At 65.0% G+C, this 22,640-nt stretch carries 23 protein-coding genes; 15 read left to right on the forward strand and 8 right to left on the reverse strand.

Translation table 11 applies throughout. The features are described 5' to 3' along the window. The first annotated feature begins 15 nt into the window (after positions 1 to 15). The 7 genes from B5D38_RS04025 (at position 16) to B5D38_RS04055 (ending at position 6,690) form a co-directional block, all read left to right on the forward strand. Positions 16 to 732 carry an SDR family NAD(P)-dependent oxidoreductase gene (locus tag B5D38_RS04025; RefSeq protein WP_342587344.1) on the forward strand — a complete coding sequence of 239 codons (717 nt, stop codon included), beginning with the start codon at positions 16 to 18 and terminating at the stop codon, positions 730 to 732. Between the two features lie 189 nt (positions 733 to 921). Next, on the forward strand, positions 922 to 1,791 hold the full coding sequence (locus B5D38_RS04030) for a carbohydrate ABC transporter permease (RefSeq protein ID WP_078707046.1): 870 nt from the start codon (positions 922 to 924) through the stop codon (positions 1,789 to 1,791). 10 nt (positions 1,792 to 1,801) lie between these two features. After that, positions 1,802 to 2,629 (forward strand): carbohydrate ABC transporter permease, encoded by an 828-nt coding sequence (locus tag B5D38_RS04035; protein ID WP_078707047.1) that lies wholly within the window; start codon positions 1,802 to 1,804, stop codon positions 2,627 to 2,629. Between the two features lie 3 nt (positions 2,630 to 2,632). Further along, positions 2,633 to 3,646, forward strand: coding sequence for an alcohol dehydrogenase catalytic domain-containing protein (locus B5D38_RS04040; RefSeq protein WP_245318792.1), 1,014 nt, complete (start codon positions 2,633 to 2,635; stop codon positions 3,644 to 3,646). Next, positions 3,646 to 4,722, forward strand: coding sequence for an ABC transporter ATP-binding protein (locus B5D38_RS04045; protein WP_078707048.1), 1,077 nt, complete (start codon positions 3,646 to 3,648; stop codon positions 4,720 to 4,722). Before B5D38_RS04040 ends, B5D38_RS04045 begins: the two co-directional genes overlap by 1 nt. Then, positions 4,706 to 5,656 carry a PfkB family carbohydrate kinase gene (locus B5D38_RS04050; RefSeq protein ID WP_245318795.1) on the forward strand — a complete coding sequence of 317 codons (951 nt, stop codon included), beginning with the start codon at positions 4,706 to 4,708 and terminating at the stop codon, positions 5,654 to 5,656. The genes B5D38_RS04045 and B5D38_RS04050 overlap by 17 nt, the downstream gene beginning before the upstream one ends. Continuing rightward, positions 5,653 to 6,690, forward strand: a complete 1,038-nt coding sequence (locus B5D38_RS04055) for a tagatose 1,6-diphosphate aldolase (RefSeq protein ID WP_078707050.1) — start codon at positions 5,653 to 5,655, stop codon at positions 6,688 to 6,690. Before B5D38_RS04050 ends, B5D38_RS04055 begins: the two co-directional genes overlap by 4 nt. Before the next feature lie 97 nt (positions 6,691 to 6,787). On the opposite strand, the gene B5D38_RS04060 is transcribed toward B5D38_RS04055, so the two are convergent. From B5D38_RS04060 to B5D38_RS04080, 5 genes are all read right to left on the reverse strand, one after another. Further along, positions 6,788 to 7,648: a sugar phosphate isomerase/epimerase family protein gene (locus B5D38_RS04060; RefSeq protein WP_078707051.1), complete on the reverse strand. Its 861-nt coding sequence runs from the start codon at positions 7,646 to 7,648 to the stop codon at positions 6,788 to 6,790. 50 nt (positions 7,649 to 7,698) lie between these two features. Next, entirely contained in the window at positions 7,699 to 8,727 is a 1,029-nt protein-coding gene (locus B5D38_RS04065; protein ID WP_078707052.1) for an ABC transporter permease, read from the reverse strand. Continuing rightward, positions 8,724 to 9,731, reverse strand: coding sequence for an ABC transporter permease (locus B5D38_RS04070; protein ID WP_078707053.1), 1,008 nt, complete (start codon positions 9,729 to 9,731; stop codon positions 8,724 to 8,726). The genes B5D38_RS04065 and B5D38_RS04070 overlap by 4 nt, the downstream gene beginning before the upstream one ends. Further along, positions 9,724 to 11,247, reverse strand: a complete 1,524-nt coding sequence (locus B5D38_RS04075) for a sugar ABC transporter ATP-binding protein (protein ID WP_078707054.1) — start codon at positions 11,245 to 11,247, stop codon at positions 9,724 to 9,726. Before B5D38_RS04075 ends, B5D38_RS04070 begins: the two co-directional genes overlap by 8 nt. A gap of 126 nt (positions 11,248 to 11,373) precedes the next feature. Then, positions 11,374 to 12,363, reverse strand: a complete 990-nt coding sequence (locus B5D38_RS04080; protein ID WP_078707055.1) for a substrate-binding domain-containing protein — start codon at positions 12,361 to 12,363, stop codon at positions 11,374 to 11,376. Between the two features lie 205 nt (positions 12,364 to 12,568). Between B5D38_RS04080 and B5D38_RS04085 the strand changes: the two genes are divergently transcribed. After that, complete coding sequence (locus B5D38_RS04085; protein WP_078707056.1) at positions 12,569 to 13,597, forward strand: LacI family DNA-binding transcriptional regulator; 1,029 nt, start codon at positions 12,569 to 12,571, stop codon at positions 13,595 to 13,597. A 34-nt stretch (positions 13,598 to 13,631) separates the two neighbouring features. After that, positions 13,632 to 14,297, forward strand: a complete 666-nt coding sequence (locus tag B5D38_RS04090) for a nucleoside/nucleotide kinase family protein (protein ID WP_078707057.1) — start codon at positions 13,632 to 13,634, stop codon at positions 14,295 to 14,297. A 31-nt stretch (positions 14,298 to 14,328) separates the two neighbouring features. Here B5D38_RS04090 and B5D38_RS04095 read toward each other — a convergent pair whose 3' ends face one another. Then, the gene (locus tag B5D38_RS04095) at positions 14,329 to 15,816 is read right to left on the reverse strand and encodes a pyruvate kinase (protein WP_116002561.1); all 1,488 of its coding nucleotides are present in this window, start codon (positions 15,814 to 15,816) and stop codon (positions 14,329 to 14,331) included. A 189-nt stretch (positions 15,817 to 16,005) separates the two neighbouring features. Between B5D38_RS04095 and purU the strand changes: the two genes are divergently transcribed. Further along, positions 16,006 to 16,860, forward strand: coding sequence for a formyltetrahydrofolate deformylase (gene purU, locus B5D38_RS04100; RefSeq protein ID WP_078707058.1), 855 nt, complete (start codon positions 16,006 to 16,008; stop codon positions 16,858 to 16,860). 57 nt (positions 16,861 to 16,917) lie between these two features. On the opposite strand, the gene B5D38_RS04105 is transcribed toward purU, so the two are convergent. After that, positions 16,918 to 17,583, reverse strand: coding sequence for an outer membrane protein (locus B5D38_RS04105; protein WP_078707059.1), 666 nt, complete (start codon positions 17,581 to 17,583; stop codon positions 16,918 to 16,920). A gap of 266 nt (positions 17,584 to 17,849) precedes the next feature. Between B5D38_RS04105 and uvrC the strand changes: the two genes are divergently transcribed. The 5 genes from uvrC to B5D38_RS04130 all read left to right on the forward strand — a co-directional run bounded on the left by uvrC (position 17,850) and on the right by B5D38_RS04130 (position 21,998). Continuing rightward, positions 17,850 to 19,898: an excinuclease ABC subunit UvrC gene (gene uvrC / locus B5D38_RS04110; RefSeq protein WP_078707060.1), complete on the forward strand. Its 2,049-nt coding sequence runs from the start codon at positions 17,850 to 17,852 to the stop codon at positions 19,896 to 19,898. Positions 19,899 to 20,038: 140 nt separating this feature from the next. After that, positions 20,039 to 20,620, forward strand: coding sequence for a CDP-diacylglycerol--glycerol-3-phosphate 3-phosphatidyltransferase (gene pgsA, locus B5D38_RS04115; RefSeq protein WP_078707137.1), 582 nt, complete (start codon positions 20,039 to 20,041; stop codon positions 20,618 to 20,620). Positions 20,621 to 20,707: 87 nt separating this feature from the next. After that, entirely contained in the window at positions 20,708 to 20,959 is a 252-nt protein-coding gene (gene moaD / locus B5D38_RS04120) for a molybdopterin converting factor subunit 1 (protein WP_078707138.1), read from the forward strand. Positions 20,960 to 20,970: 11 nt separating this feature from the next. Next, entirely contained in the window at positions 20,971 to 21,423 is a 453-nt protein-coding gene (locus B5D38_RS04125; RefSeq protein WP_078707139.1) for a molybdenum cofactor biosynthesis protein MoaE, read from the forward strand. Between the two features lie 95 nt (positions 21,424 to 21,518). Next, complete coding sequence (locus B5D38_RS04130) at positions 21,519 to 21,998, forward strand: GNAT family N-acetyltransferase (RefSeq protein WP_078707061.1); 480 nt, start codon at positions 21,519 to 21,521, stop codon at positions 21,996 to 21,998. A 159-nt stretch (positions 21,999 to 22,157) separates the two neighbouring features. Here the strand turns inward: B5D38_RS04130 and ndk are convergent, their stop codons facing one another. Continuing rightward, a complete protein-coding gene (gene ndk / locus B5D38_RS04135) occupies positions 22,158 to 22,580 on the reverse strand; it encodes a nucleoside-diphosphate kinase (protein ID WP_078707062.1) in 423 nt (140 codons plus the stop codon). Positions 22,581 to 22,640: the final 60 nt, after the last annotated feature.

A 22,640-nucleotide genomic window follows, 5' to 3' on the forward strand; every position in this document is an offset into this window, starting at 1 on the left:
AAGGAGCAATTCAGTTTGCCGACTGGCTTCAAGGCCGTCGTCATCGGCGGCGCCGGCGGCATCGGCCTTTCCATCGTCAAGCTGCTGCGCGACTTTGGGGCGGCCGTCACGGCGACGGGCGTGAGCGAGGCGGAGATTTCCGCCTGCGGCATGGCCGATGAGGCGGGGCTTCGCTTTATCCCGCTCGACGTCACCAACGAGGCTGCCGTCCAGCGCCTCGCCGAGGACTGCGGACCCATCGACTTCCTCGTCAACTGCGCCGGCATCCTGCGGCGCGACGAGGAGTATCAGGTCGATGTGTTCCGCAAGGTGATCGAGGTCAACCTCATCGGCACCTTCACCACCTCGATGGCTTTTGCCGACGGTTTGGCGGAGCGGCACGGCTCGATCGTCAACATCGCCTCGATGAATGCCTACGCGGCGTTGCCGCGCCTGCCGGCCTATTGCGCCAGCAAGGGTGGCGTCGTGATGCTCACCAAGAGCCTCGCTCTTGCCTGGGCAAGCCGCGGCATCCGCGTGAACGCGGTGGCGCCTGGCTTTATCGAGACTCCCCTCAACGCCGAAGGCCGCAAGGAGATCGCGCACTATCAGCGCATCGCCTCGCGAACCGCCTTCAATCGCTGGGGCCAGCCCGACGAGGTCGCGGGCACCGTCGTCTATCTGGCAATGCCTGCCGCTGCCTATGTCACCGGCACGGTGTTCGCCGTCGACGGCGGGTTCCTCGCCGGCTGAGACAGCGCAAGCGGGCGCCGCCGGTGGCGGCGCCCCCCGAATTCCACCACGGATGACCGTCCTCCATGTCATGGCGGCGAACGGGCGAGGTTTGCGCTCGAACGACCGCACCCGAGGGCGATCGAGACGCGGGGCGCCAGACTGGATCACCGTCCCGCTGCCACTCCTGGATATTTCGAGGCTCCGACGATGAGCAGTCAACAATCACCGAAGACACAGCTTGCCGCACTGTCGGCGCCAGCGGTGATCTTCACCGTGGCGATGATCGCCTTTCCCTTCTGCTACTCCATCTGGCTCAGCTTCCAGGCGTTTTCCTCGGTCGGCACCACCAGCTTCAACGGCGCCGACAACTATGTGCGCATGGTTTCGGACGGAGAATTCTGGAACGGCCTCGCGGTCACGTTCTACCTCTATATCCTCTCGCTGGCCCTCCAGCTCTTCTTCGGCACCATCCTCGCGCTGGTGATGTTCCGTTCCAAGAAGCTGCCCGGAATCGTGCGTTCGCTCTTCATCTCGCCCTTCATGATGCCGCCGGTGGTGGCGGGCATGATGTGGCTGGTGATCCTTGACCCATCGCTCGGCGCGGCGAACTACATCCTGACGAGCTTCGGCCTGCCGCCCTCCGAGTGGCTCGCCTCCCCCGGTTTCGTGGTGCCGACGTTGGCCTTCATCGACACCTGGCAGTGGAGCCCTTACGTCGCCCTGATCGTTCTCGGCGGTCTCCAGGCGCTGCCGCCCAGCGTCTACGAGGCGGCGGAAATCGACGGCGCCTCGCCCGTCAAGGTGCTCTTCCGCATCACGCTGCCGCTTCTCCTGCCCACGCTGGTCGCGGCGATGATCCTGCGCAGCGTCGATCTGCTGCGCTTCTTCGATCTCATCTACATCACCACGCAGGGCGGCCCGGCCAACGCCTCCAACACCCTCAACATCTATGGCTTCCGCGTCGGCTTCGAGTTCTTCCAGCTCGGCTATGCCAGCGCGCTGATGGTCACGCTTTCCGTCATCGTCCTAGGCGCGGTTCTGGTGCTCAACCGGCTGCGCGACGCGGTCGCCTGGTGAGGAGAAGACAATGTCCCACACTGTTGCCTCGAACCGCTGGACCGGCGCGCTCAACATCTTCCTGCTTGTCCTTGCCGGCGTCGTATCGCTGACGCCGATGGCCTGGATGGTGCTCTCCTCCTTCAAGGCGTCCTTCGAGGTCACGGCCTATCCGCCGACGGTCATCTTCTCGCCGACGCTGGAGAACTACGCCACCTTGTGGGAGCGCACGCCGTTTCTGCACTACGCCTTCAACAGCATGGTCGTGACGGTTTCCTCCACGGCGCTCGGTATCATCCTCGGCGCGCCGGCGGCCTTTGTCGCCTCATGGACGCGCGTCACCTGGCCGGCGGTGCTGACCCTCGCGGCGCGCATGGCGCCGGGCACCCTCTTTCTCCTGCCCTGGTACATCATGTTCCGGCAGTTCGACATGATCGGCAGCTACTGGGCGCTCATCCTCACCCATGCCGTCATCACCATGCCGATCGTCATCTGGGTGCTGCTGCCGTTCTTCGACAACATTCCGCGCAGCATCTACGAGGCCGCGCAGGTGGATGGCTGCTCACCACTGAGGATCTTCTTCCGCATCGGGCTGCCGCTGGTCGCCGGTGGCCTGGCGGTTTCCTCGATCCTTGCCTTCGTCTTCTCGTGGAACTTCTTCCTCTTCGCCCTGGTGCTCTCCAACTCCGACACCAAGACGCTGATCGCCGCCTCCTTCAACTTCATCGGCGAAGGCTCCACCAACTGGGGCGCGCTGATGGCGGCGGCGACCCTCATCGCTCTTCCCCCGCTCGTTCTCGCCATCGTCGTCCAGCGCTGGCTGATTTCCGGACTGACGCTCGGCGCGGTGAAAGGCTGACCCATGACCACACTCGATTTCCAGAACAACAAGATGCGCGCCGCCATCTTCCATGGCGGAGACAAGATTACCGTAGAGACGGTGCCGATGCCCGAGCCCGGTCCGGGCGAGGCGCTGGTGCGCATCCTGCGCACCGCCCTTTGCGGCTCCGATTTCCGGCTCTGGCACAATGGCGCGCCCTATCTCGCCGGCCATGAGATCTTCGGCCGCGTCGAGCAGCCGGGCCACCCGCTAGATGGCAGGCGCTGCGCGGTCTACATCCCGCTCCACTGCGGCCACTGCGAGGCCTGCCGCGCCGGCAATACGCAGATGTGCGTCGAGGTTTCATCGCTCATCGGCTGGAACCGCGACGGCGGCTACTGCGAATTCGTCGCGGTGCCCGACAACTGCCTTCTCCCCGTGCCGGACGACATTCCCGATGACCTCGGGCCGCTCCTTCTCGACACGATCGGCACCTCCGCTCATGCCGTGCGCGAGGCAGAGCGTTTCCTGCCCCGGCAGGCGGACAGGCCGATCCTCGTCACGGGCGCCGGCCCTGTCGGCCTCGGTGCGATCCTGGCGCTGCGCGCCTTCGGCTATACGGAGATCTACGTCTCCGACCCCAACGAGAAGCGCGTTGCCATCGCCGCCGAGTTCGGCGCTAAGCCCCACCCGGTCGGCAGCCGCGACAAGCGCTTCGCCCTGGTCTTCGAATGCTCGGGCGCCCATGTCGCGCGCAACCTCGCCATCGAACTGATCCTGCCCAAGGGCGTCATCGTCCTCATCGGCGAAAACTCGGCGCCGTGGACCATCACCGAGGACAAGGTGTTCCGCCGCAAGGACTTTTCCATGCTGCGGACCTTCTACTTCCCGCAGGCGGACCACGCAGAGAACATTCAGCTCCTGCGCGACAACCTCGCCGACTATGCCCGCCTCGTCGACGCCGCCTTCCCGCTCGACGAAATGCCGGAGCGCTTCGCCGACTTCGCCAAGGGGCGCTCCATAAAACCCGTTCTCGCTTTCGAGGGTGCTCGCTGATGGCTTCGATCCACACACGAGGGCTCGTCAAGAAGTACGGTTCCCTCACCGTGCTGCACGGGCTAGACCTGGAAATTCCCGATCACGAGCTGGTCGTGCTGGTCGGCCCGTCCGGCTGTGGCAAATCCACCCTGCTGCGAGTTTTGGCCGGGCTCGAGGCCATCGACGAAGGCGACCTCTTCATCGGCGAGGACCGGGTCAACGACATTCCCGCCGCCAAGCGCGATATCGCGATGGTCTTCCAGGACTATGCGCTCTACCCGCACATGACCGTTCGGCAGAACATGGCCTTCGCGCTGGAAATGCGCGGCATGGCGCGGGGCGAGATCAAGGAGCGGGTGGAGAAGGCGGCGGCGCTTCTGGCCATCGAGCCCTATCTCGACCGGCGACCGAAGGCGCTGTCCGGCGGCCAGCGCCAGCGCGTGGCCATGGGTCGGGCGATCGTGCGCAATCCGCGGGTCTTCCTGTTCGACGAGCCGCTGTCTAACCTCGACGCGCGTCTGCGCACCCAGGTCCGCGCCGAGATCAAGACGCTGTCGCAGCAGCTGCGCACCACCATGGTGTTCGTCACCCACGATCAGGTGGAAGCCATGACCATGGCCGACCGGATCGTCGTGATGAAATCGGGCGTCATCCAGCAGGTGGGCTCGCCTGAGGACGTCTACGAAACGCCGGCGAACCTCTTCGTCGCCGGCTTCATCGGCTCGCCGTCGATGAACTTCTTTCCCGCGAGCGTGGAGAACGACGGCCTCAAGCTTGCCGACGGTCGCACGGTGGCGGTCGGCGACCGGGTCCAGGCGGCGGCGACGGCTCATCGCGGTAAGCCCCTCATCCTCGGCGTCCGGCCCGAGCATTTTCGCGTGGCGCCGGATGCGGCCGGAGCGCTTTCGGTCGAGATCACCCTGGTCGAGCCGCTCGGCTCCGACACGCTGATCCACTTCAAGGTGGGCGATGCCGAGGCTATCGCTCGCGTCGAGCCGGACCTCAGGCCCAAGGTTGGCGATGTCATCGCGCTCGCGCCTTCACCGGAGAAGGCTCATCTGTTCGAGGAGAAAAGTGGTGCCCTCATCTGTTGAGTTTCCCGAGGACGCGCCATCCTGGGCGCGTCAGAGCGTATCGGTGGCCTGCGTCGGCCTCTCGGCGCTCGACTACATGTGGCTGGTCGAGCGTCTGCCCGAGGCGGGCAGCGCCAAGGTGCGGGCCATCGAGTTTTCCACCAAGGGCGGAGGAATGGCGGCGACGGCGGCCGTGGCGGTCGCCCGTCTTGGCGGGCGGGCGATGTTCGTCGGTCGCGGCGGCGAAGACCCCGAGGGCCATTGGATGCGCGACGCCATGGCCGCGACGGGCGTGGACGTCACCCATTTCAGGCTGTTTGCCGAGGCGCGCTCCTCCGTCTCCGGCATTTTCGTCGACCGCCAGGGCGAACGCCAGATTTCCAATTTTCGCGGGCTGAACCAGCCGACCGATCCCTCCTGGCTGCCGCTTTCCGAGATCACCGCCTGCGGCGCGGTGCTGGCCGATCCGCGCTGGATCGAGGGGGCGGTCGCCGCGTTCTCGGCGGCGCGGGCGGCGGGCGTTCCCACCGTTCTCGATGCCGACATGGCCGACAAGGAGGTCTTCGAGACGCTTCTGCCGCTGACCGACCACGCCATCTTCTCGGCTCCCGCGCTGGCCGTGTTCGCCGAGACCGAGGGTGACGAGGCCCTCGCCTTCCTCAAGAGCTTCGGCTGCAAGGTGGCGGCCGTCACCCGCGGCGCCGACGGCATCGCGTGGATCGCCGACGGTGGCCTTGGCCGACGTCCGGCCTACCGCGTCGAGGTGGTGGACACCACCGGTGCGGGCGACGTCTTCCACGGCGCCTACGCCTTCGCGCTCGCCGCCGGCGCGCCTCTCGACGAGGTTATCGACTTCGCTTCCGCCGCAGCCGCCCTGAAGTGCACCAAGCCGGACGGGCGCAGCGGCATTCCCTCCCTGATCGAGACCCTACGCTTTTGGAGAACACACTCATGATCCCTCTTGGCAAACTGCGCGGATTGAAGCGCCTTTGCGACGCCGACGGACACTTCGCCATGGTCGCGCTCGACCAGCGCCCACCGCTTCAGGCCGCGATCGCCAAGGCCAAGGGTGTTGCGGCGTCGGAGGTGACCTTCGCCGACATGCTTCTCGCCAAGCGACTCATGGTCAAGGCGCTGGCCGCCGACGCGAGCTCCATGCTCTTCGATCCGAACTTCGCCATTCCCGCCGCCTACGACCAGCTGCCAGCCAAGACCGGCCTGATCGTGACGCTCGAGGAGCACCGGTTCGAGGAGACGGCGACGGGGCGCAAGTCGCGCTCCATCGACAACTGGTCGGTGGAAAAGATCCGCCGCATGGGCGCCGACGCGGTCAAGGTGCTGGCCTGGTATCGTCCGGACGCCAGCCCCGACGTGGTGGCGCACCAGCAGGCCTATGTGCGCACCGTCGGCGCCGAGTGCCGGCGCCATGACATCCCTTACGTCCTCGAGCTCCTGGTCTATCCGTTCCCCGGCGCGGCCAACCACACCACCGACTATGTCGAGATGGCCGACAAGCGCTCCGAGCTGGTGATCGACAGCGTGCGCGAGTTCGCCAAGCCGGAATACGGCGTCGACCTCTTGAAGCTAGAGACGCCAGTTCCCGGCGCGTCGCTGCCCGACGAGATGGACAGCGCCGAGGGCAAGGCGGCGGCCGAGGCGTTCGCGGCTGTCGGCGGCATCTGCCGCGAGGCGGGCGTTCCGTGGGTGATGCTGTCGGGCGGCGTCAAGCCGGAGCAGTTCGAGCGTGTGCTGCGCTATTCCTATGCTGCCGGGGCGCGGGGCTTCCTCGCCGGCCGCACCATCTGGCTGGACGCCATCCAGTCGGCCTTCCCCAACGAGGAGAAGGTGCTGGCGGCGCTAAGGGGCGACGGCCTTTCGCGGCTGCGTTCGATGGCCAAGCTCACCCGCGAGGTCGCTGAGCCCTGGGACTTCACCCTTGACCGCGCGCCTTTCGGCCGCGAAGGCGATCTCGCCGCGCTCTACGCCTGAGCGGGTGGACCCACGACGAACCAAACTTCGGCGGCGCGGAAGACCTTGTCTTCCGCGCCGCATCTTTGTCGAACGAAGGAAACCCGCCGCCCTCCGCTCAGCGCGCAATCAGGCCGTATTGCCGGGCCTTGTTGCGCAGGAAGGAGAGCCCCTGCCCCAGCACCTCCTCGCGCGCCGGCGCGACGGGGCGCCAGACGGAGAGCGCGGCGGCGATCTGCGGCGGCACGGTGATGAAGCTCTCCATCGCCATCCCGCCCTTGAAGCCGATGGCAGCGAGCGCCGCGAAGATCTCGTCCCACTGGATCGTGTCGCAGCCGGGCGTCCCCCGGTCGCTCGCCGACAGGTGAATATACTGAAGGTGATCGCGCGCCTTGATGATGCCGTTGGCGAGGCCCTTCTCCTCGATGTTCATGTGGTAGGTATCGAGGTGAACGAAGACGTTGGGCGCGCCGATCTTCTCGATGAGCGCGACCGCCTGCTCGGCGGTATTGAGGATGTGGTTCTCGTAGCGGTTCACGGCCTCGAGCCCATAGCCCATGCCGAGCTTGGCGGCGTGGGCCGCCGCCTTTTCGACGACGCGGGCGGTGGCGTCGATCTCGTCCCGGGTCGGCGGCTTGCCGGTGCGCTGACCGATGCCGCCATAAATGACGCCGCTCATCGCCTTGGCGCCAATGGCGTGAGACTTGTCGAGCGCGCGGACCAGGAAGTCCAGCGCGCCGTCGGGGTTGTTCGTCGGCAGCTTGTCCAGCGGCAGGCCGAGCGAACAGACGCATTCGACCTCGTGCTTCTCGAGCAGCGAACGCGTGTGATCGGCGTCGACCCCTTCGGGGTCGAGCATGGTGATTTCGAGAAAGTCGATGTCGTACTTCACGGCTTCGGGAATGGCGAATTCCGCCGCATCCCGGTTCCACTCCATTGCCCACATGGCGGTGTGCACGCCGAATCCGCTGACGCCCATCGGTCAAGCTCCTTTCGATAATGGCCCCGTCCGGCCAGAGCGACGGCGCGTCAGCGCCGCCTGAAGAGAAAGTCCAGGCGAAGGCGCGACCACAGCGCGCGGATGACCATCACCAGGATGAGGGTCGCGCCCCAGAGCGCGGTCGCCAGATGCTGATTGGTTCCGAGCAGATTGAGGCCGGAGCCGATGACCTGAAGGATCACCAGGGAGATCGCCACCGGCACGACCCGCCCGAAGCCACCGAACGGATCCACCCGGCCGAGGAAACAGGCCAGCACGGTGATGAGGACGTAGCTCTCGCCGTGACCGACGCGCACCGAATTGAACCGGGCGAGCATGACGATGCCGGCGATGGAGCACATGATGCCCGACAGGACATAGACCATGGTCAGCGCGCGGCCGGTGTTGACGCCGGAATAGCGCGTCGCCTCCAGATTGGAGCCCAGCATATAGATGGAGAAGCCGAGGCGGGTGCGGTTGAGGATCAGCATCCAGAGCAGGATCGCCGCGATGAGGATGATCAGCGGCACGGGTATGCCGAGGAGCGTGCCCTGGCCGAGCGCCACGACGTAGGGCGGAAAACCAGCAACGTCGCCGCCGCGCGTGATGAACTCGCCGAGGCCGCGCAGGAAGATCATCATCGCCAGCGAGACCAGGATCGGGTGGGCGCCGATATAGGCAACCACGAGCCCCATCACGAGGCCGATCAGCGCGCCGACGGCGATCGCCGCCATCACGCCGACCAGGAAGACGAGGAGTCCCGCGTCGGCGCCGCCACCGGCCTTCAAAACCCAGGCCAGAACCAGGCCCGACAGGTTCGCCGAGAAGGTGATCGCAAGGTTGAGGCCGCCGGATAGCAGCGGAATCAGCATCGCCAATGTCAAAAGGCCGAGTTCCGGCAGCTGGAAGGCGATAGACGTGAAGGTCGCGGCCGAAAGGAAGTGCGGAGCCGTCAGGCTCAGGCCGATCACCAGCGCCGCCAAGACAGCGAGGAGCCCGCCGATTTCGCCGAGAGGCGAGGCGCCCGAGGCGGACTTGCCGCCCTTTGGGTTCAGGAACGTCGAAACGAGCGAGTTCATCGGCTTGCCCCCGCTGCCTTCACATGCCGCCTGCCGATGGAAAGCAGGCCCATTCTCTCGCCCGACAGGCTGATCGCGACGAGAATGATGAAGCCGACGATCATGCGGAAGGCATAGGGCGAGATGCCGAGAAGGTTCAGGCCGTTCTGCGTGATCGAGATCAGCATGAGACCGAGGATGGCGCCGAGCAGAGTGCCACGGCCACCGCCCAGGCGGGCGCCACCGAGCACGACGGCGGCCAGAACCTCCAGCTCTCGCCCGTAAAGAGCATTGGGCACGACCTCCTGCGCGTAATGCGCCTGCATGAGGCCCGCCAGACCGGCACAGCCTCCCAGCCAGCCATAGGCGAGATAGTGCATCGCACCGAGATTGATCCCGAGGCGGCGCGCGCCCTCGGTGTTGTCGCCCATGGCGAAGAGCTGGCGCCCCACGGTCAGCCGGCGCAGCAGCAGCCACGTGGCGAACACGACCACGGCCATGACCAGCACCGGAAGCGTGATCTCCGCCCATCCGACGCTCGTCTCGTGCTCGAAGAGGATGACGCGCCGCGACAGCCAATCCGGCAGGTCGTAGATCGACACGCCCGAGGTGAAGAACATCAGGAGGCCGAAGAAGAGATTGAACGTCGCGATGGTGACGATGATCGAGATGATGCGGAAGTGATAGATGAGCGCCGCGTTGAGGGCGCCGAGGCCGAAGCCGATGACGATGGCGAGCGCGAAGCCCAACGCCCAGTTTCCGCCGCCCATCCAGATGAGCAGGCTGACGGCGAGGTATTGCACCACGGAGGCGCCGACGGCGAAGGAAATGTCGATGCCGCCCGCCACCAGCACGACAAGCAGCCCCGCCGCGAAGATGATGTTGACCGAGGAATAGTTGAGAATGTCGCAGATGTTGACCAGCGTCGCGAAGGTGTCGGTCGTCAGCGACAGGAAGAGGCAGATGAGGGCGATGACGAGGAGGAGCCAGCCTTCCGTCTTGCCGATGCCGAAACGCTCAAGCATGGATGGCGCGCTCCATGCGCTCTATGGTGGTTTGTGAGGGAACGAAGCTCTCGACGATGCGGCCATCCCGCATGTGGAGGATGCGGTCGGCGTTGAAATATACCTCCGGGATCTCGTCCGAGATCAGAAGGATCGCCATGCCGGCCTTCGCGAGCTCGCTCACAATCTCGAAAATGCCGGCCCGGGCGCCGACGTCGACGCCCACCGTCGGGCAATCGAGAATGAGGAATTTCGGCCCCGTCGCCAGCCATTTGGCGAGAACGATGCGCTGCTGGTTGCCGCCTGAGAGCGTCGAGACGGGGTCGTTGGCATGGCCGATCTTGACCTTGAGGCGGCCGATCCACTCGTCCACCAGCACCCGGTGGCGCGAGGGCGAGAGCAGGCCCAGGCGATCGACGAGGCGATCGAGCACGGCGACGGTGGTGTTGCTGGCTATGGACTGCGGTTGAACCAGCCCCAGGGAGAGGCGGTCCTCCGAGACATAGGCGATGCCGGCGTCGATCGCATCACGATTGGAACGAAGCTGAAGCTCGCGCCCATTCATGACGATCCGGCCACTGTCCGGCTGCGTCATGCCGAAGAGCGTCAAGGCGAGTTCGGTGCGCCCCGCTCCGAGGCGTCCCGTGAGGCCGAGAATTTCGCCGGCATGGACCTCGAAGGAGATGTCTTCGTATTCGCCCGCCCGCGACAGCGCTTCCACACCGATTACCGGAGGCGTCGTCATCTCAGCCGGCGGGCGCACGCTGTGATCGAAGGTGCGCCCGGTCATCAGCTCCGTGAGCTTGGCCTGGGTCATGCCTGCGGCGGGGAAGGTGCCGACCAACCGTCCGTCGCGCAGAACGGTGACGCGGCTGGCGACGTCCAAGACCTCCGCAAGTCGATGCGAGACGAAGACCACCGAAATGCCTTCGCCCGATAGGCGCCGAACGATGGCAAGGAGCGCCTCCGTCTCGGCGCGGGAGAGCGAGGCCGTGGGCTCGTCCATGAAGACGAGGCGCGCGTCGGCGACCAGCGCACGGGCGATCGCGACGAGCTGGCGCTGAGCGATCGAAAGCTCGCGCACATGCTTGTCGAGATCGATCCTGACGCCAAGCCGCTCGAGAATGCGGGCGGCCTCCTTCCTCATCGCATCGTAATGGACGAGGTGCGGCCGGCCGCCGAGATTGCGCTCGAAGGCAATGTTCTCCGCCACCGACATTTCGGGAAAGAGCGCCAGGTCCTGCCAGATCACCTGAATGCCCAGGCTTCTCGCCCTGGCGGGGGAAAGGTCGTGGACCGGCCTTCCATCGAAGAAAATCGTCGCGCCCGGCTCCGGCGGATGAACGCCGCTGATGACCTTGATCAGCGTGGACTTGCCGCAGCCATTCTCGCCCGCCAGACATACGACCTCGCCCTGGCGAATGTCGAATGCCACATCGTCGAGCGCCTGGACGCCGCCGAACCGCTTGGAGACATGCTCCAGGCGGAGCAACTCGGGCAAAGGCGCCGCGAGAGCGTCGACACGCGCCGTTTCCATTCTCTGGGGAGACATGACCGCCCCACTCCTAACCATCGCCTGAAAAGCCGGCTCGACCCGGGAGGCGGGCCGAGCCGGTCAGTGGAACAGCCCGAACGCCAGGCGTCCGGACCGCCGCCCTGTCTGTCAGAGGCCCATGGCCGCGAGATCGTCGACGGTCTTGTCGTTGATCTCCACAAGCTCGTTGACGATGATGTCCTTGCCCTCGAAGTCTGGATGAACCTCGCCCAGCCCCTCGATCGTCATGCCGTCCTTGATCTCCTCGCCCTTGGCCAGCATCGTGCCGAGCGTGACGAAGATCTTTCCGGCTAGCTTGGGATTCCACATATAGCCGCCGCTCAGGATGCCATCATGCACGAGGCTCTTGCCCTGCCCCGGCGAGAACGGCCCGAGCACCGCGATCTTGCCGCCCATGCGGCGTTCCTCGACGGCGCGCGCCGCGCCGATCGGGCCCTGACTGCCGAAGGCGAGGAAGCCGGCGATGTCGGGATTGGCGCGCATCAGATCGAGCGCCGTCTTGCGTGAGGCGTCGACATCCTCGGCAACGCCGTAGCGATCGCCGATCAGCTGCATGTCGGGATAGTTCTTCTTGATGTAGGCAATGGCCGCGTCGGCCCAGGCGTTGTGCAGGGGAACCGTCAGCGAGCCGACAAAGACGGCATACTTGCCCTTGCCACCCAGCATCTCGGCGAGGCGCTTGCCATAGGCTTCACCGAAGCTTTGCGAGGACGTCAGCTCGAAGTCCCAATTGACGTTCTCCTGCTTCGGCGATTCATGGGTGACAACCTTGATGCCGGCGTCCATGGCGCGTTTCAGCACGGGCTCCAGCACCTGGGCATCGTTCGGAACAACGCCGATCACATCGACCTTCTGCGCGATGAGGTCCTCCACCGCGCGCACCTGAAGCGCGGGATCGGCACTGGTCGGGCCGACCATGAACGCGTTGACGCCAAGCTCCTTGGCGCGCTCCTTGATGCCTGCTTCCATGGCGTTGAACCAGGGAATGCCGCCGATCTTGACGACGACGCCGATCGTCGGCGCGTCTGCGGCGAGTGCCGGAGCGGCGGCGCCCAGAGCCAAGCCGGCCGCGGCTACCATCAGGGCGCGACGAGTCATCCAACCGAAATTCATGAAAGCCTCCCATTGTGCCGAGCAGCCTTTAGAACCGCTGCCCGACGCTCCCTAGACAGCCGAAGAACCTCCTCGCTCTTTCGGCTTGATCAACACGCTAAATCCATTTAGCTTGATCGTCAATACACTTGCTTCAGCGGTATTTTCCCGGCAAACAAGACTCTCCGGGACAGGAAGAAAGCAGAACTCCATGGCCAGGAAGCCGACGAAACGTCGGTCGACGATCTACGACATCGCGCAGGAAACCGGCACTTCCGCGTCGACGGTCAGCCTCGTCCTCAATGGCTCCTGGGAACGCTATCGCATCAATGCCGATACGGCCGAGCGCATTCTCGCCACGGCGGAGCGCATCGGCTATCGCGCCAATCTGCGCGCGCGAGGCCTGCGCCTCAACCGGTCCAGTCTCGCGGGAATGATCATCCCGCATTATCGCAACCGGTTTTTCGCGGGTCTGGCCGAGGCCTTCGAGCTGAAGGCGCGCGAGCGCGGCCTCTGCCCTATCGTCGTCAGCACCCAGCGCGATGCCCCGACCGAGCGCAAGGTGACGCAGACATTGATCGCGCAGCAGGTGGAATTCCTCATCATCGCCGGCGTACAGGACTGCGACGAGCTGGACGAGCTCTGCGCGGCGGCGGGAATAGCCTGCGTCAACCTCGATCTTCCCGGTACGCTCGCCCCTTCCGTCGTCACCGACAATCGCGGCGGCGCGCGAGAGCTGACGCGACATCTGGTCGCGGCGGCGCGGGAGCGGGGCGGCGATCCGGCAAAGATCCATTTCGTCGGCGGCAGATCCGGCGAGTTCGCGACAGAGGAGCGCGTCATCGGATTTACCGAGGCGCTGGCGGAGGCAGGAATTTCTCCCGATCCTTCCAAGATACTGTGCTGCGGCTACCTGCCCAAGGCGGCGCACGAGGCCTTTTCCGGTCTTGCCGCCGCCGGCAAGCTTCCCGACGGGCTCTTTGTCAACTCGATCACCGCGTTCGAGGGCTTCGCCGCGTTTTTCCAGGAGAGCCCCGAGGCCGGCCAACCCGTTGTCGCGTGCTTCGACTGGGACCCCTTCGCCGCGACGCTGCCCCTGCCGGTGATCATGATGCGGCAGAATGTCGAGGAGATGATCCGCCACTGCTTCGACATTCTCGACGGCAAACCCGCCGGCCCTAACGGCCGGATCGTGGTGGAGCCGACCCTTGCCGTTCTTCCTGGGCGACTAAAGCGCTAGAAGAGTTGGCGATCGAATCTCTGGAGTTCCGCCAATGGATGACAGCAACGACATCCCCCTTCTCGGTCAAGACGAGCTCGTCGCGCGGATCGAAAGCCTCGACCCCGCCCGCCGCCATATCGTAGCGGTGGCTGGGGCACCCGGTTCCGGCAAGAGCACTTTTGCCGAATGGCTTGCGGGCGAACTGGAAAAGAGCCGGCCGGGCGAGATCGCAGTGCTGCCGATGGACGGCTTCCACTTCGACGACATCGTGCTCAATGCCCGTGGCCATCGGCCCCGCAAGGGGGCGCCTCACACGTTCGACACCGGCGGACTGGCGGCGATGCTGGCGCGTCTGGCCGCAGACGACGGGTCGGAGATCGCCGTGCCCGTGTTCGACCGGGCGATCGAGATCGCGCGCGCCGGGGCGCGCATCATCGGGCCGGAGGCGCGCCTCATCATCGCGGAAGGCAACTACCTTCTGCTCGACGATCCGTCCTGGGCACCGGTCCGCCGCTTCTTCGATCTCACCGTCATGCTCGACGTGCCGGAGGAGGAGTTGCATCGGCGCCTGACCGCGCGATGGACCGGCTTTAAGCTCGATAGCGCAGAGATCGAGCGCAAGGTCGAGGGCAACGACATGCCCAATGCGCGCCTCGTCATTGCGAAAAGCGTTCCGGCCGACATGACGGTCCGCTTCGCCTCGTTGCCGAAAGCCTAGGGCCTGTCGCGGCGCTCCCGCGAGACGCGCGCTACCATGACGACAAAGCGCGAAGCCGTGGCGTCTTCTTCAGGAAGTGGGCGTCCATGCGCTCCAGCAACCGGTCGAGAGCCGCAACGGCCTCCGCGACGGCCGGCCCCTTGTTCAGCATCACGCACTCGGCGCGGGCCGCCATGGCCGCATCTGTCATCTCGCCGCGCGACGGGATGCCCTTCTTGACGAGATCCTCCAGCACCTGCGTCGCCCAGATGGCTGGCACGGCCGCCGCCTCACAGATCCAGAGAATTTCCTCCTGCATCTCAGCCACGCGCTCGAAGCCGATCTCGACCGCGAGATCGCCGCGCGCGATCATCACGCCGAAGGGCCGCCGACTGTTGACCCTGGCGATCAGGGCGGGAAGGTTCTTCACTGCCTCGGGGCGCTCGATCTTGGCGACGAGACCGAGCGGCGCGTCACGCGCGCCGAGCCTTTCCAGCATGTCCTCGAGAAGGTCGATGTCCTCGGCGCGGCTGATGAAGGAATAGCCGACCATGTCGGCACACTCGATGACCGTGGCGAGATCGCTCTCGTCCTTGGCGGTGAGTGGAGAAAGGCCCAGGGCCGTATCCGGCAGATTGATGCCCTTTTCCGGCTTCAGCTTCGTGCCGCCGGTCTTGGCGTGGGTGACGCGCACGATCGCCTCTCCCGGCGCCAGACTTTCGACCCGGCCCTCGAGCTTGCCGTCGTCATAGCCGACCCGGTCGCCCACCGACAGGCGCGTCACCAGTTCGGGCAAAGAGACCGAGGCCGAGAAGGGAGCGACATCGTCGACCCGCGGCGTTTCCCCAGCCACCAGCCGTAGCGCGTCTCCCGCTTCGAGCCGCACCTTCGGCTGGCTGAGAAGCACCACCTCGGTGCGGATCTTCGGCCCCGCGATATCCATCAAGATCGCGATGCGTCGGCCAATCGCTTTTTCGGCCCGGCGGATGTGCCGCGTCATGTTTCTCCACGACTGGCTGTCGTCGTGGGCGCAGTTGATGCGCGCAACGTCCATTCCCTTTCGGGCCAGATCGAGGATCAGCGCCGGGTCTTCCGTCGCTTCGCTGGGAAGCGTGACCATGATGCGGCCACGGCGATGAGAACGCGGCGGCCCGAACAGGGCGTCGGATGCCACATCCAGACGAACCTCGCCCGCGAAGAACTCCGCCTCGTTCGGCGCCGGATGCGGGCTGGTAACCCCTGTCAGCGCAGAGAGAACGGAAAGCAGCGCGTCGAGCGTCGGCAGGACACGGCTTTCCAGGCGTCCGACGGAGGATAGGCCGCGCCACATCAACCGGCGCTGCAGGGCACGCAGATCGTGGTGTCGCACCGCGAGGTAATGCACGAGATTAACCACTGCGGCATCGGGCTCCCCGTCACCGGCGGTCAGCTTTTGGAGCAGAACCGTTCCGGCCCGGGAGACCTCTTCTCGGAGCGCGAGGACATCCGCCATGAGATCGGCGGTGGCATCAGGACGCTCCGCGCCATCGGTCGTCGCCATCAATCCCCCTCCCCGACCGGTCAAGGCACAGACCAGTCGCGTCAACTGTCGTCAGAGCCTCACTGATATTCCTCCTTTCTTGCAGCCTCGCAAAGACGGGAGATCGCGGACGCGGATGGCGCATTGGCTCTTGCGCGTCGGCGGCAAGCCTGTACACGGTGCGAAGGACCCAGCCACAAGAGATCAGCCGTGTCTGACAGAACCTTTGTTCTCACCCTTTCCTGCGTCGACCGGCCCGGCATCGTCGCCGCGGTGACGACCGTACTCGCGGCGCTCGGCTGCAACATCGCGGAATCGAACCAGTTCTGGGACCGCCAGACCGACCGCTTCTTCATGCGCATCGCCTTCACCGCGCCGGCCGCCGTGACCCGGGAGAACGTCGAGCGCGAGCTTCAGCCGGCGATCGACCGCTTCGAGATGCGCGCGGCGGTGGCCGACGAAAGCCGGCGCCCCCGCATGATCGTCATGGTGTCGAAGTTTGACCACACGCTGCAACACCTGATCTATCAGGTGCGGGTGGGCTGGCTGAACGCCGATGTGGCGGCCATCGTCTCCAACCACGAGGCAGCGCGAGAGATCGCCGAGGCGCAGGGGATCGCGTTTCACCACTGGCCAGTGACGCGCGAGAACAAGGCCGACCAGGAAGCGCGCCTGCTCGATCTCGTGCGCAGCGAGGGCGCCGATCTAGTGGTCCTCGCGCGTTATATGCAGGTGCTCTCCGACAATCTCGCCAACCGGCTCTTCGGCCGCGCGATCAATATCCACCACTCGTTCCTGCCGAGCTTCAAGGGCGCGCGTCCCTATCATCAGGCGCATGAGCGGGGGGTCAAGCTGATTGGGGCAACGGCCCACTATGTGACGGCGGACCTCGACGAAGGACCGATCATCGAGCAGGAGACCGAGCGCGTCACCCATGCCATGAGCCCGGACGACCTGGTGGCGGCCGGGCGGGATATCGAGGCGCGGGTGCTGGCGCGGGCAGTGAAGCTCCACCTGGAGCATCGCGTCATGCTGAACGGGCGGAAAACGGTCGTCTTCGGATGAGGGAATGCGCGGGACGCGGCAGTCAGCAGCCGCCCCTGGCAACCCAGTTCAGGACACTCAGAACTTCAGCGCGACGCCCGCGCGGATCGAATGCTCGTCGAAGCCGCTGGAAACGGTGGTTCCGCCGATGGCGTAGTCCTCGCTGCCATAATCGGAATAGCGGTATTCCAGACGCGAAGTGATGTTGTCGCTGATCTTGGCCTCGACGCCGCCGCCCACCGTATAACCGACATGGGTGTTGCTATCCGACGTGTTGCCGATCTTGAGTTCGTTCTCGGCAACGGCGACGCCGCCCGTCGCGAACACCAGGAACGGATCATACGCGACGCCGACGCGGCCGCGCAACGAGCCGAACACGTTGGAATCGTCGGAGTTTATCTCACTGGCCGTGGCTGTATTGAAGCCCGCCGCATCGACGCCGGAGAGGCCGATATCGCCTTCCACGCCATAGACGATGGAGCCCTTTTGCCAGTTGTAGCCCGTGTAGACGCCGCCGACGAAACCGTCTCCGTCAAAGGAGGCACCTGAGCCGGATTGATCGACATTCTTGAAGTCGTAGCCGACGAACACGCCGGCATAAGGCCCGCTCCACACCTGGACGGGCTCGTTGAGCACCGGCGCCGGTGCCGGCGGCTCGGCCACCACGGCGTCGGCAGCAAAGGCCGCGCCCGCGCTGATTACGAGCGCGCAGAGACTGATCGAAGCTATCCGAAGCGATCTCATGGTATCAATCCTGCTGGCCGTTGCACGATTCGCTCGCATCCATAGGCCCGCGACACTTTCCTCAATCGCAATATAATCGCTCAAGTTCGAGGCGGTACCCCTTGAGCCCCGATAGCGGGTTACAAATTGGCAATTGGCCGAAAACTGTGGCTATCGAGGCACAAAAACACCAGATATTCCAAGCCTCACGCACTATCTTCAAGGAGCCGCCTATTGGGCGAGGCCCCCGTGGAAAACAACCGGACCGAGCGAGACCGGCAGAGAGAATGACCGAAACCAACGACAACGACAGCGCTCTGGAGCCCGGCGAGACCGCGGAGTTCGACGAGGAGGAGACGGTAGCGACGCAGGCGGGGCCGGCGATCGAATGGGGCGATGCAGGCACCAATGCGCCCGAAGGGCTGATCGGTGCCGAGCTCATCGCCCATTTCGTCAAGCGCCTTCCCAATGCGCCGGGGGTCTACCGCATGTTCGGCGAGGACCAGTCGGTCCTTTACGTCGGCAAGGCGAAATCGCTCAAGAAGCGCGTGACGAGCTATACGCGCCCCGCCGGGCAGTCCAACCGCATCGCCCGCATGATCCGGGAGACGCGGGCGATGGAGTTCGTGCGGACCCGCACCGAGATCGAGGCCCTGCTTCTCGAGGCCAATCTCATCAAGCGCCTGCGCCCGCGCTTCAACGTTCTTCTGCGCGACGACAAGTCGTTTCCCTATATCGCCGTCAGCGACAGCCATGAGGCGCCGGCGATCATGAAGCATCGCGGCGGTCGCGCGCCCGGCGCCAGCTATTTCGGCCCCTTCGCATCGGCCGGCTCGGTGGAGCGCACCATCAGCGCCCTTCAGCGCGCCTTCCTCATCCGCACCTGCACCGATTCGGTTTACGAGACCCGTACCCGGCCGTGCCTCCTCCATCAGATCAAGCGCTGCGCCGCTCCCTGCACCCGCGAGATTTCCCTCGACGACTATGGCGAGCTGGTGAAGGAGGCCAAAAGCTTCCTCTCCGGGCGCAGCAGCCAAGTGAAGCAGGCCATGGCCCGCGCCATGGACGAGGCGTCCCAGACGCTTGATTTTGAGCGGGCGGCGGTCTTCCGCGACCGTCTGGCGGCACTTTCCCACGTCCAGAGCCACCAGGGCATCAATCCGCAGGGCGTCGAGGAGGCGGATGTCTTCGCCATCCACCAGGAAGGTGGACAGACCTCGATCCAGGTCTTCTTCTTCCGCACCGGCCAGAACTGGGGCAACCGCGCCTATTTCCCGAAGGCCGATCCCGTGTTGACCGAATCGGAGGTTCTCGGCGCCTTCCTGTCGCAGTTCTACGACGACAAGCCGCCGCCCCGTCTCGTGCTCCTGTCTTGCGATGTCGAGGAACAATCGCTCCTGGGCGAGGCGCTGTCGGTTCGCGCCGGCCATCGGGTCCAGGTGGCGGTGCCCTCACGCGGCGAGAAGAAGGACCTCGTCGCCCATGCCCTGGCCAATGCGCGCGAGGCGCTCGGCCGGCGCTTGGCAGAAACCTCCTCCCAGGCGCGCCTGCTGGAAGGGCTGGCCGCGACCTTTGCCCTGCCTCGCCCGCCGCGCCGCATCGAGGTCTATGACAATTCCCACATCATGGGCACGAACGCCGTGGGCGCGATGATCGTCGCCGGGCGCGAGGGCTTCGCCAAGAACCACTACCGGAAGTTCAACATCCGCTCGACCGACATCACTCCCGGCGACGACTTCGGCATGATGAAGGAGGTGCTGACGCGCCGCTTCTCCCGGCTGATCAAGGAAGCCGGCGTGCCCGCAGAGATCGACAAGCCTGGCGCGGAGCCGGCGGAAGAGGTCGAAGAGGCGGACGACACGGCCATGCCCTCCTGGCCGGACCTGCTGCTCATCGACGGCGGCAAGGGGCAGATTTCGGCGGTCAAGGCGGTGCTTGGCGAACTCGGCATTGCCGACCGCGTCGCGCTCGTCGGCGTTGCCAAGGGCGTCGACCGCGACGCCGGCCGCGAGCGCTTCGTCACCGAGGGGCGCGAGCCCTTCTCGCTGCCGCCGCGCGACCCGGTGCTCTACTTCGTGCAAAGGCTGCGCGACGAGGCGCACCGCTTCGCCATCGGATCACACCGGGCGCGGCGCAAGAAGGAGATGCTGAAGAACCCGCTGGACGAAATTCCAGGCATCGGCCCGACGCGCAAGCGGGCGCTCCTTCGCCATTTTGGCACGGCCAAGGCGGTGGCGAGAGCGGCCATGTCCGATCTCAGAAAGGTCGATGGGATATCCGAAGCCACGGCGCGTCTTGTCTATGCTCATTTCAACGAGTCCGGCACGTCGCCATAGGTCCGGAATGAGCCGAGGGCGGGCGAAGGCTCGCCTGGAGGGCCGACGGCCATACAATTCGATACGCTTCATCGGTTGACGAACGGCCGTCGCCGGAGTTGAACAAGCCTCGCCGAACGCTGAGCGAACCGGGCGTCCTGATGAGATCTCGCGCAACCAATCTTCCGAATATGCTGACCTATGCGCGCATCGTCGCGGTGCCGCTGGTGGTCCTGTGCTTCTTCATCGAGGGCACGCTGAAAGGCACCGACGTCGCGCGCTGGTGGGCGCTGTTCTTCTTCGTCGCCGCCAGCATCACCGACTTCTTCGACGGCTATCTGGCGCGCGCCTGGCAGCAGACCTCGACCATCGGGCGGATGCTCGATCCCATCGCCGACAAGCTTCTGGTGGCCGCCGCCCTGCTGGTGCTCGCCGCCGACGGCACCATCGCCGGATGGAGCATATGGGCGGCCATCATCATCCTGTGCCGTGAGATTCTGGTTTCCGGCCTGCGCGAGTATCTGGCGGAGCTCAAGGTCAGCGTACCGGTGACACGCCTCGCCAAGTGGAAGACGACCGTCCAGATGATCGCCATCGGCTTTTTGCTCGCGGGTCCCGCCGCCGACAAGATCGTCTCCCACACCACCCAGGCAGGGATCGTGCTTCTCTGGTTTTCCGCCTTGATCACGCTCTATACGGGCTATGACTACTTCCGTGCGGGTCTACGTCACATCGACGATTAGGCCGCGATGGTCCATCCTCGGATGAGGGTTGCCGAAGGACGGCGGCTGTGACAATCCGCGATCACCTCTATGATGGGAGAGCCTCACATGAAGCTTGTCTATTTCGCATGGATCAAGGATCGGATCGGGCTCGCCGAGGAAGAGGTCGAGCTTCCTGCCGGCATCATCACCGTCAAGGACCTTCTGCGCTGGCTGCGGGGGCGCGGCGCGCATTACGAAGCGGCACTTCAGGCGCCCGAGGTCATCCGCGTGGCGATCGACCAGGAGCATGCGGACCATTCCGATCCGATCTCCGGGGCGCGTGAGATCGCTCTCTTCCCGCCCATGACAGGGGGGTGAACCAAGTGAGCATCGAGCCCAGCGTCTCCGTCCAGTCGGGTCGCATCGACATTGCAGCGGTGACGGCCGAACTTGCCTTGAGCGGCGATGTCGGCGGCGTCGTGACCTTCGCCGGCTACTGCCGCAGCGAAGATGGAAAGCTCGCCGCGCTGGAGCTCGAGCATTATCCGGGCATGGCGGAAAAGGAGATCGGGCGTATCGCCAAGCAGGCCGCCGAGCGCTGGCCGCTGCTGGCCGCCAAGGTCATCCACCGTTACGGGAAGATTGCGCCGGGCGAGGAGATCGTTCTCGTCGCCTGCGCCTCGGCTCATCGCGCGGCTGCTTTCGAGGCCGCCGAATTCCTGATGGATTTTCTGAAGAGCCGCGCGCCCTTCTGGAAGCGCGAGCATCTCATCGACGGGACCGTCGGCGGCTGGGTTGAAGCCAAACACGAGGACGACACCGCTTTAGAGCGGTGGCGTTAGACCTCTTTCTCTTTGCGCCCAGCCAGCGGTTTCGTGACACGGAAACCAACGCAGCCAAGTGATTTGCTGCTTGGTTATGAAAGGAGAGCTCGTGGATGCTTACAATGCGCCCCATGAGAGCCGACGAATTTCCGGCCTATCTCTCCTACTTCATTGCCGATTATGCTGCCGAAATCGCCGCAAATTTTGGTCTTTCTGCCGAAGCATCCAGCATCAAGGCTAGCGAAGAGATCGCTGCCAACTTGCCCGACGGTGTATCGACGCCAGAGGCTTCGCTGATCTGCCTAACGTTGGCGGACGACGCGCGGGAGCAGCTGGTCGGATATCTCTGGTATAGCGCCAAATCGGATGACCGGAGTGCCTTCGTATACGATTTTTATATCAGGCCGGAATATCGAGGTCAGGGGCTTGGACGGCAAGCTTTAGCCTTGTTGGAGACGGAACTCACGCAAGCCGGCATTGAGCAGATCAGGCTGAGGGTTGCCGCCGATAACGACGGCGCAAAACGTCTCTATGAAAATACAGGGTTTCGCGTCACTGGCATCAACATGAGCAAGCTGATCGGCAAAAAGTGAAATAAAAACGCCGGCTCGATGACCGGCGTTTTCTGATCTAGAGCACGATCCCGAAAAGCGGGAACCGGTTTTCGGAAATCATCATGCGCACAGAAGAAGAATGAGCAGGGTGATGAACAGAGCTCAACTCATCCCGCTCTAACGGAAAGCGACTCGCGCTCAGCCGACGATCTCGGTTTCGGAGAACCAGTAGGCGATCTCAACCTTGGCCGTCTCGGCGGCATCCGAGCCGTGAACGGAGTTCTCGCCGATCGACAGCGCGTGGAGCTTGCGGATCGTTCCCTCGGCGGCGTCCTTGGGATTGGTCGCGCCCATGACTTCCCGGTTCTTGGCGATGGCGTTCTCGCCCTCCAGAACCTGGACGACAGTCGGCCCCGACGACATGAACTCGACGAGCTCGTTGAAGAACGGGCGTTCCTTGTGAACGGCGTAGAAGCCCTCGGCCTCGCGCCGGCTCATCCACACGCGCTTGGAAGCGACGACCTTGAGGCCCGCCTCTTCCAGCATCTTGACGATGGCGCCGGTGATGTTGCGCCGCGTCGCGTCCGGCTTGATCATCGAAAAAGTGCGTTCGATCGCCATCGCGCTGTTTCCTCTCGCTCGCTTTGCTGGGTCTTGTCGTGGCGGCTCTATAGCCGCGCG

It is taken from the genome of Consotaella salsifontis (genome assembly GCF_900167365.1).
Classification (GTDB): domain Bacteria; phylum Pseudomonadota; class Alphaproteobacteria; order Rhizobiales; family Rhizobiaceae; genus Consotaella; species Consotaella salsifontis.

What these genes read in the sequence shown, in the direction of transcription:
- B5D38_RS04030 (WP_078707046.1), top strand. Translation starts at nt 922, where the DNA reads ATGAGCAGTCAACAATCACCGAAGACACAGCTTGCCGCACTGTCGGCG.
- B5D38_RS04035 (WP_078707047.1), top strand. Translation starts at nt 1,802, where the DNA reads ATGTCCCACACTGTTGCCTCGAACCGCTGGACCGGCGCGCTCAACATC.
- B5D38_RS04040 (WP_245318792.1), top strand. Translation starts at nt 2,633, where the DNA reads ATGACCACACTCGATTTCCAGAACAACAAGATGCGCGCCGCCATCTTC.
- B5D38_RS04045 (WP_078707048.1), top strand. Translation starts at nt 3,646, where the DNA reads ATGGCTTCGATCCACACACGAGGGCTCGTCAAGAAGTACGGTTCCCTC.
- B5D38_RS04055 (WP_078707050.1), top strand. Translation starts at nt 5,653, where the DNA reads ATGATCCCTCTTGGCAAACTGCGCGGATTGAAGCGCCTTTGCGACGCC.
- B5D38_RS04060 (WP_078707051.1), bottom strand. Translation starts at nt 7,648, where the DNA reads ATGGGCGTCAGCGGATTCGGCGTGCACACCGCCATGTGGGCAATGGAG.
- B5D38_RS04065 (WP_078707052.1), bottom strand. Translation starts at nt 8,727, where the DNA reads ATGAACTCGCTCGTTTCGACGTTCCTGAACCCAAAGGGCGGCAAGTCC.
- B5D38_RS04070 (WP_078707053.1), bottom strand. Translation starts at nt 9,731, where the DNA reads ATGCTTGAGCGTTTCGGCATCGGCAAGACGGAAGGCTGGCTCCTCCTC.
- B5D38_RS04075 (WP_078707054.1), bottom strand. Translation starts at nt 11,247, where the DNA reads ATGGAAACGGCGCGTGTCGACGCTCTCGCGGCGCCTTTGCCCGAGTTG.
- B5D38_RS04080 (WP_078707055.1), bottom strand. Translation starts at nt 12,363, where the DNA reads ATGACTCGTCGCGCCCTGATGGTAGCCGCGGCCGGCTTGGCTCTGGGC.
- B5D38_RS04085 (WP_078707056.1), top strand. Translation starts at nt 12,569, where the DNA reads ATGGCCAGGAAGCCGACGAAACGTCGGTCGACGATCTACGACATCGCG.
- B5D38_RS04090 (WP_078707057.1), top strand. Translation starts at nt 13,632, where the DNA reads ATGGATGACAGCAACGACATCCCCCTTCTCGGTCAAGACGAGCTCGTC.
- B5D38_RS04095 (WP_116002561.1), bottom strand. Translation starts at nt 15,816, where the DNA reads ATGGCGACGACCGATGGCGCGGAGCGTCCTGATGCCACCGCCGATCTC.
- B5D38_RS04105 (WP_078707059.1), bottom strand. Translation starts at nt 17,583, where the DNA reads ATGAGATCGCTTCGGATAGCTTCGATCAGTCTCTGCGCGCTCGTAATC.
- uvrC (WP_078707060.1), top strand. Translation starts at nt 17,850, where the DNA reads ATGACCGAAACCAACGACAACGACAGCGCTCTGGAGCCCGGCGAGACC.
- pgsA (WP_078707137.1), top strand. Translation starts at nt 20,039, where the DNA reads ATGAGATCTCGCGCAACCAATCTTCCGAATATGCTGACCTATGCGCGC.
- moaD (WP_078707138.1), top strand. Translation starts at nt 20,708, where the DNA reads ATGAAGCTTGTCTATTTCGCATGGATCAAGGATCGGATCGGGCTCGCC.
- B5D38_RS04130 (WP_078707061.1), top strand. Translation starts at nt 21,519, where the DNA reads ATGCTTACAATGCGCCCCATGAGAGCCGACGAATTTCCGGCCTATCTC.
- ndk (WP_078707062.1), bottom strand. Translation starts at nt 22,580, where the DNA reads ATGGCGATCGAACGCACTTTTTCGATGATCAAGCCGGACGCGACGCGG.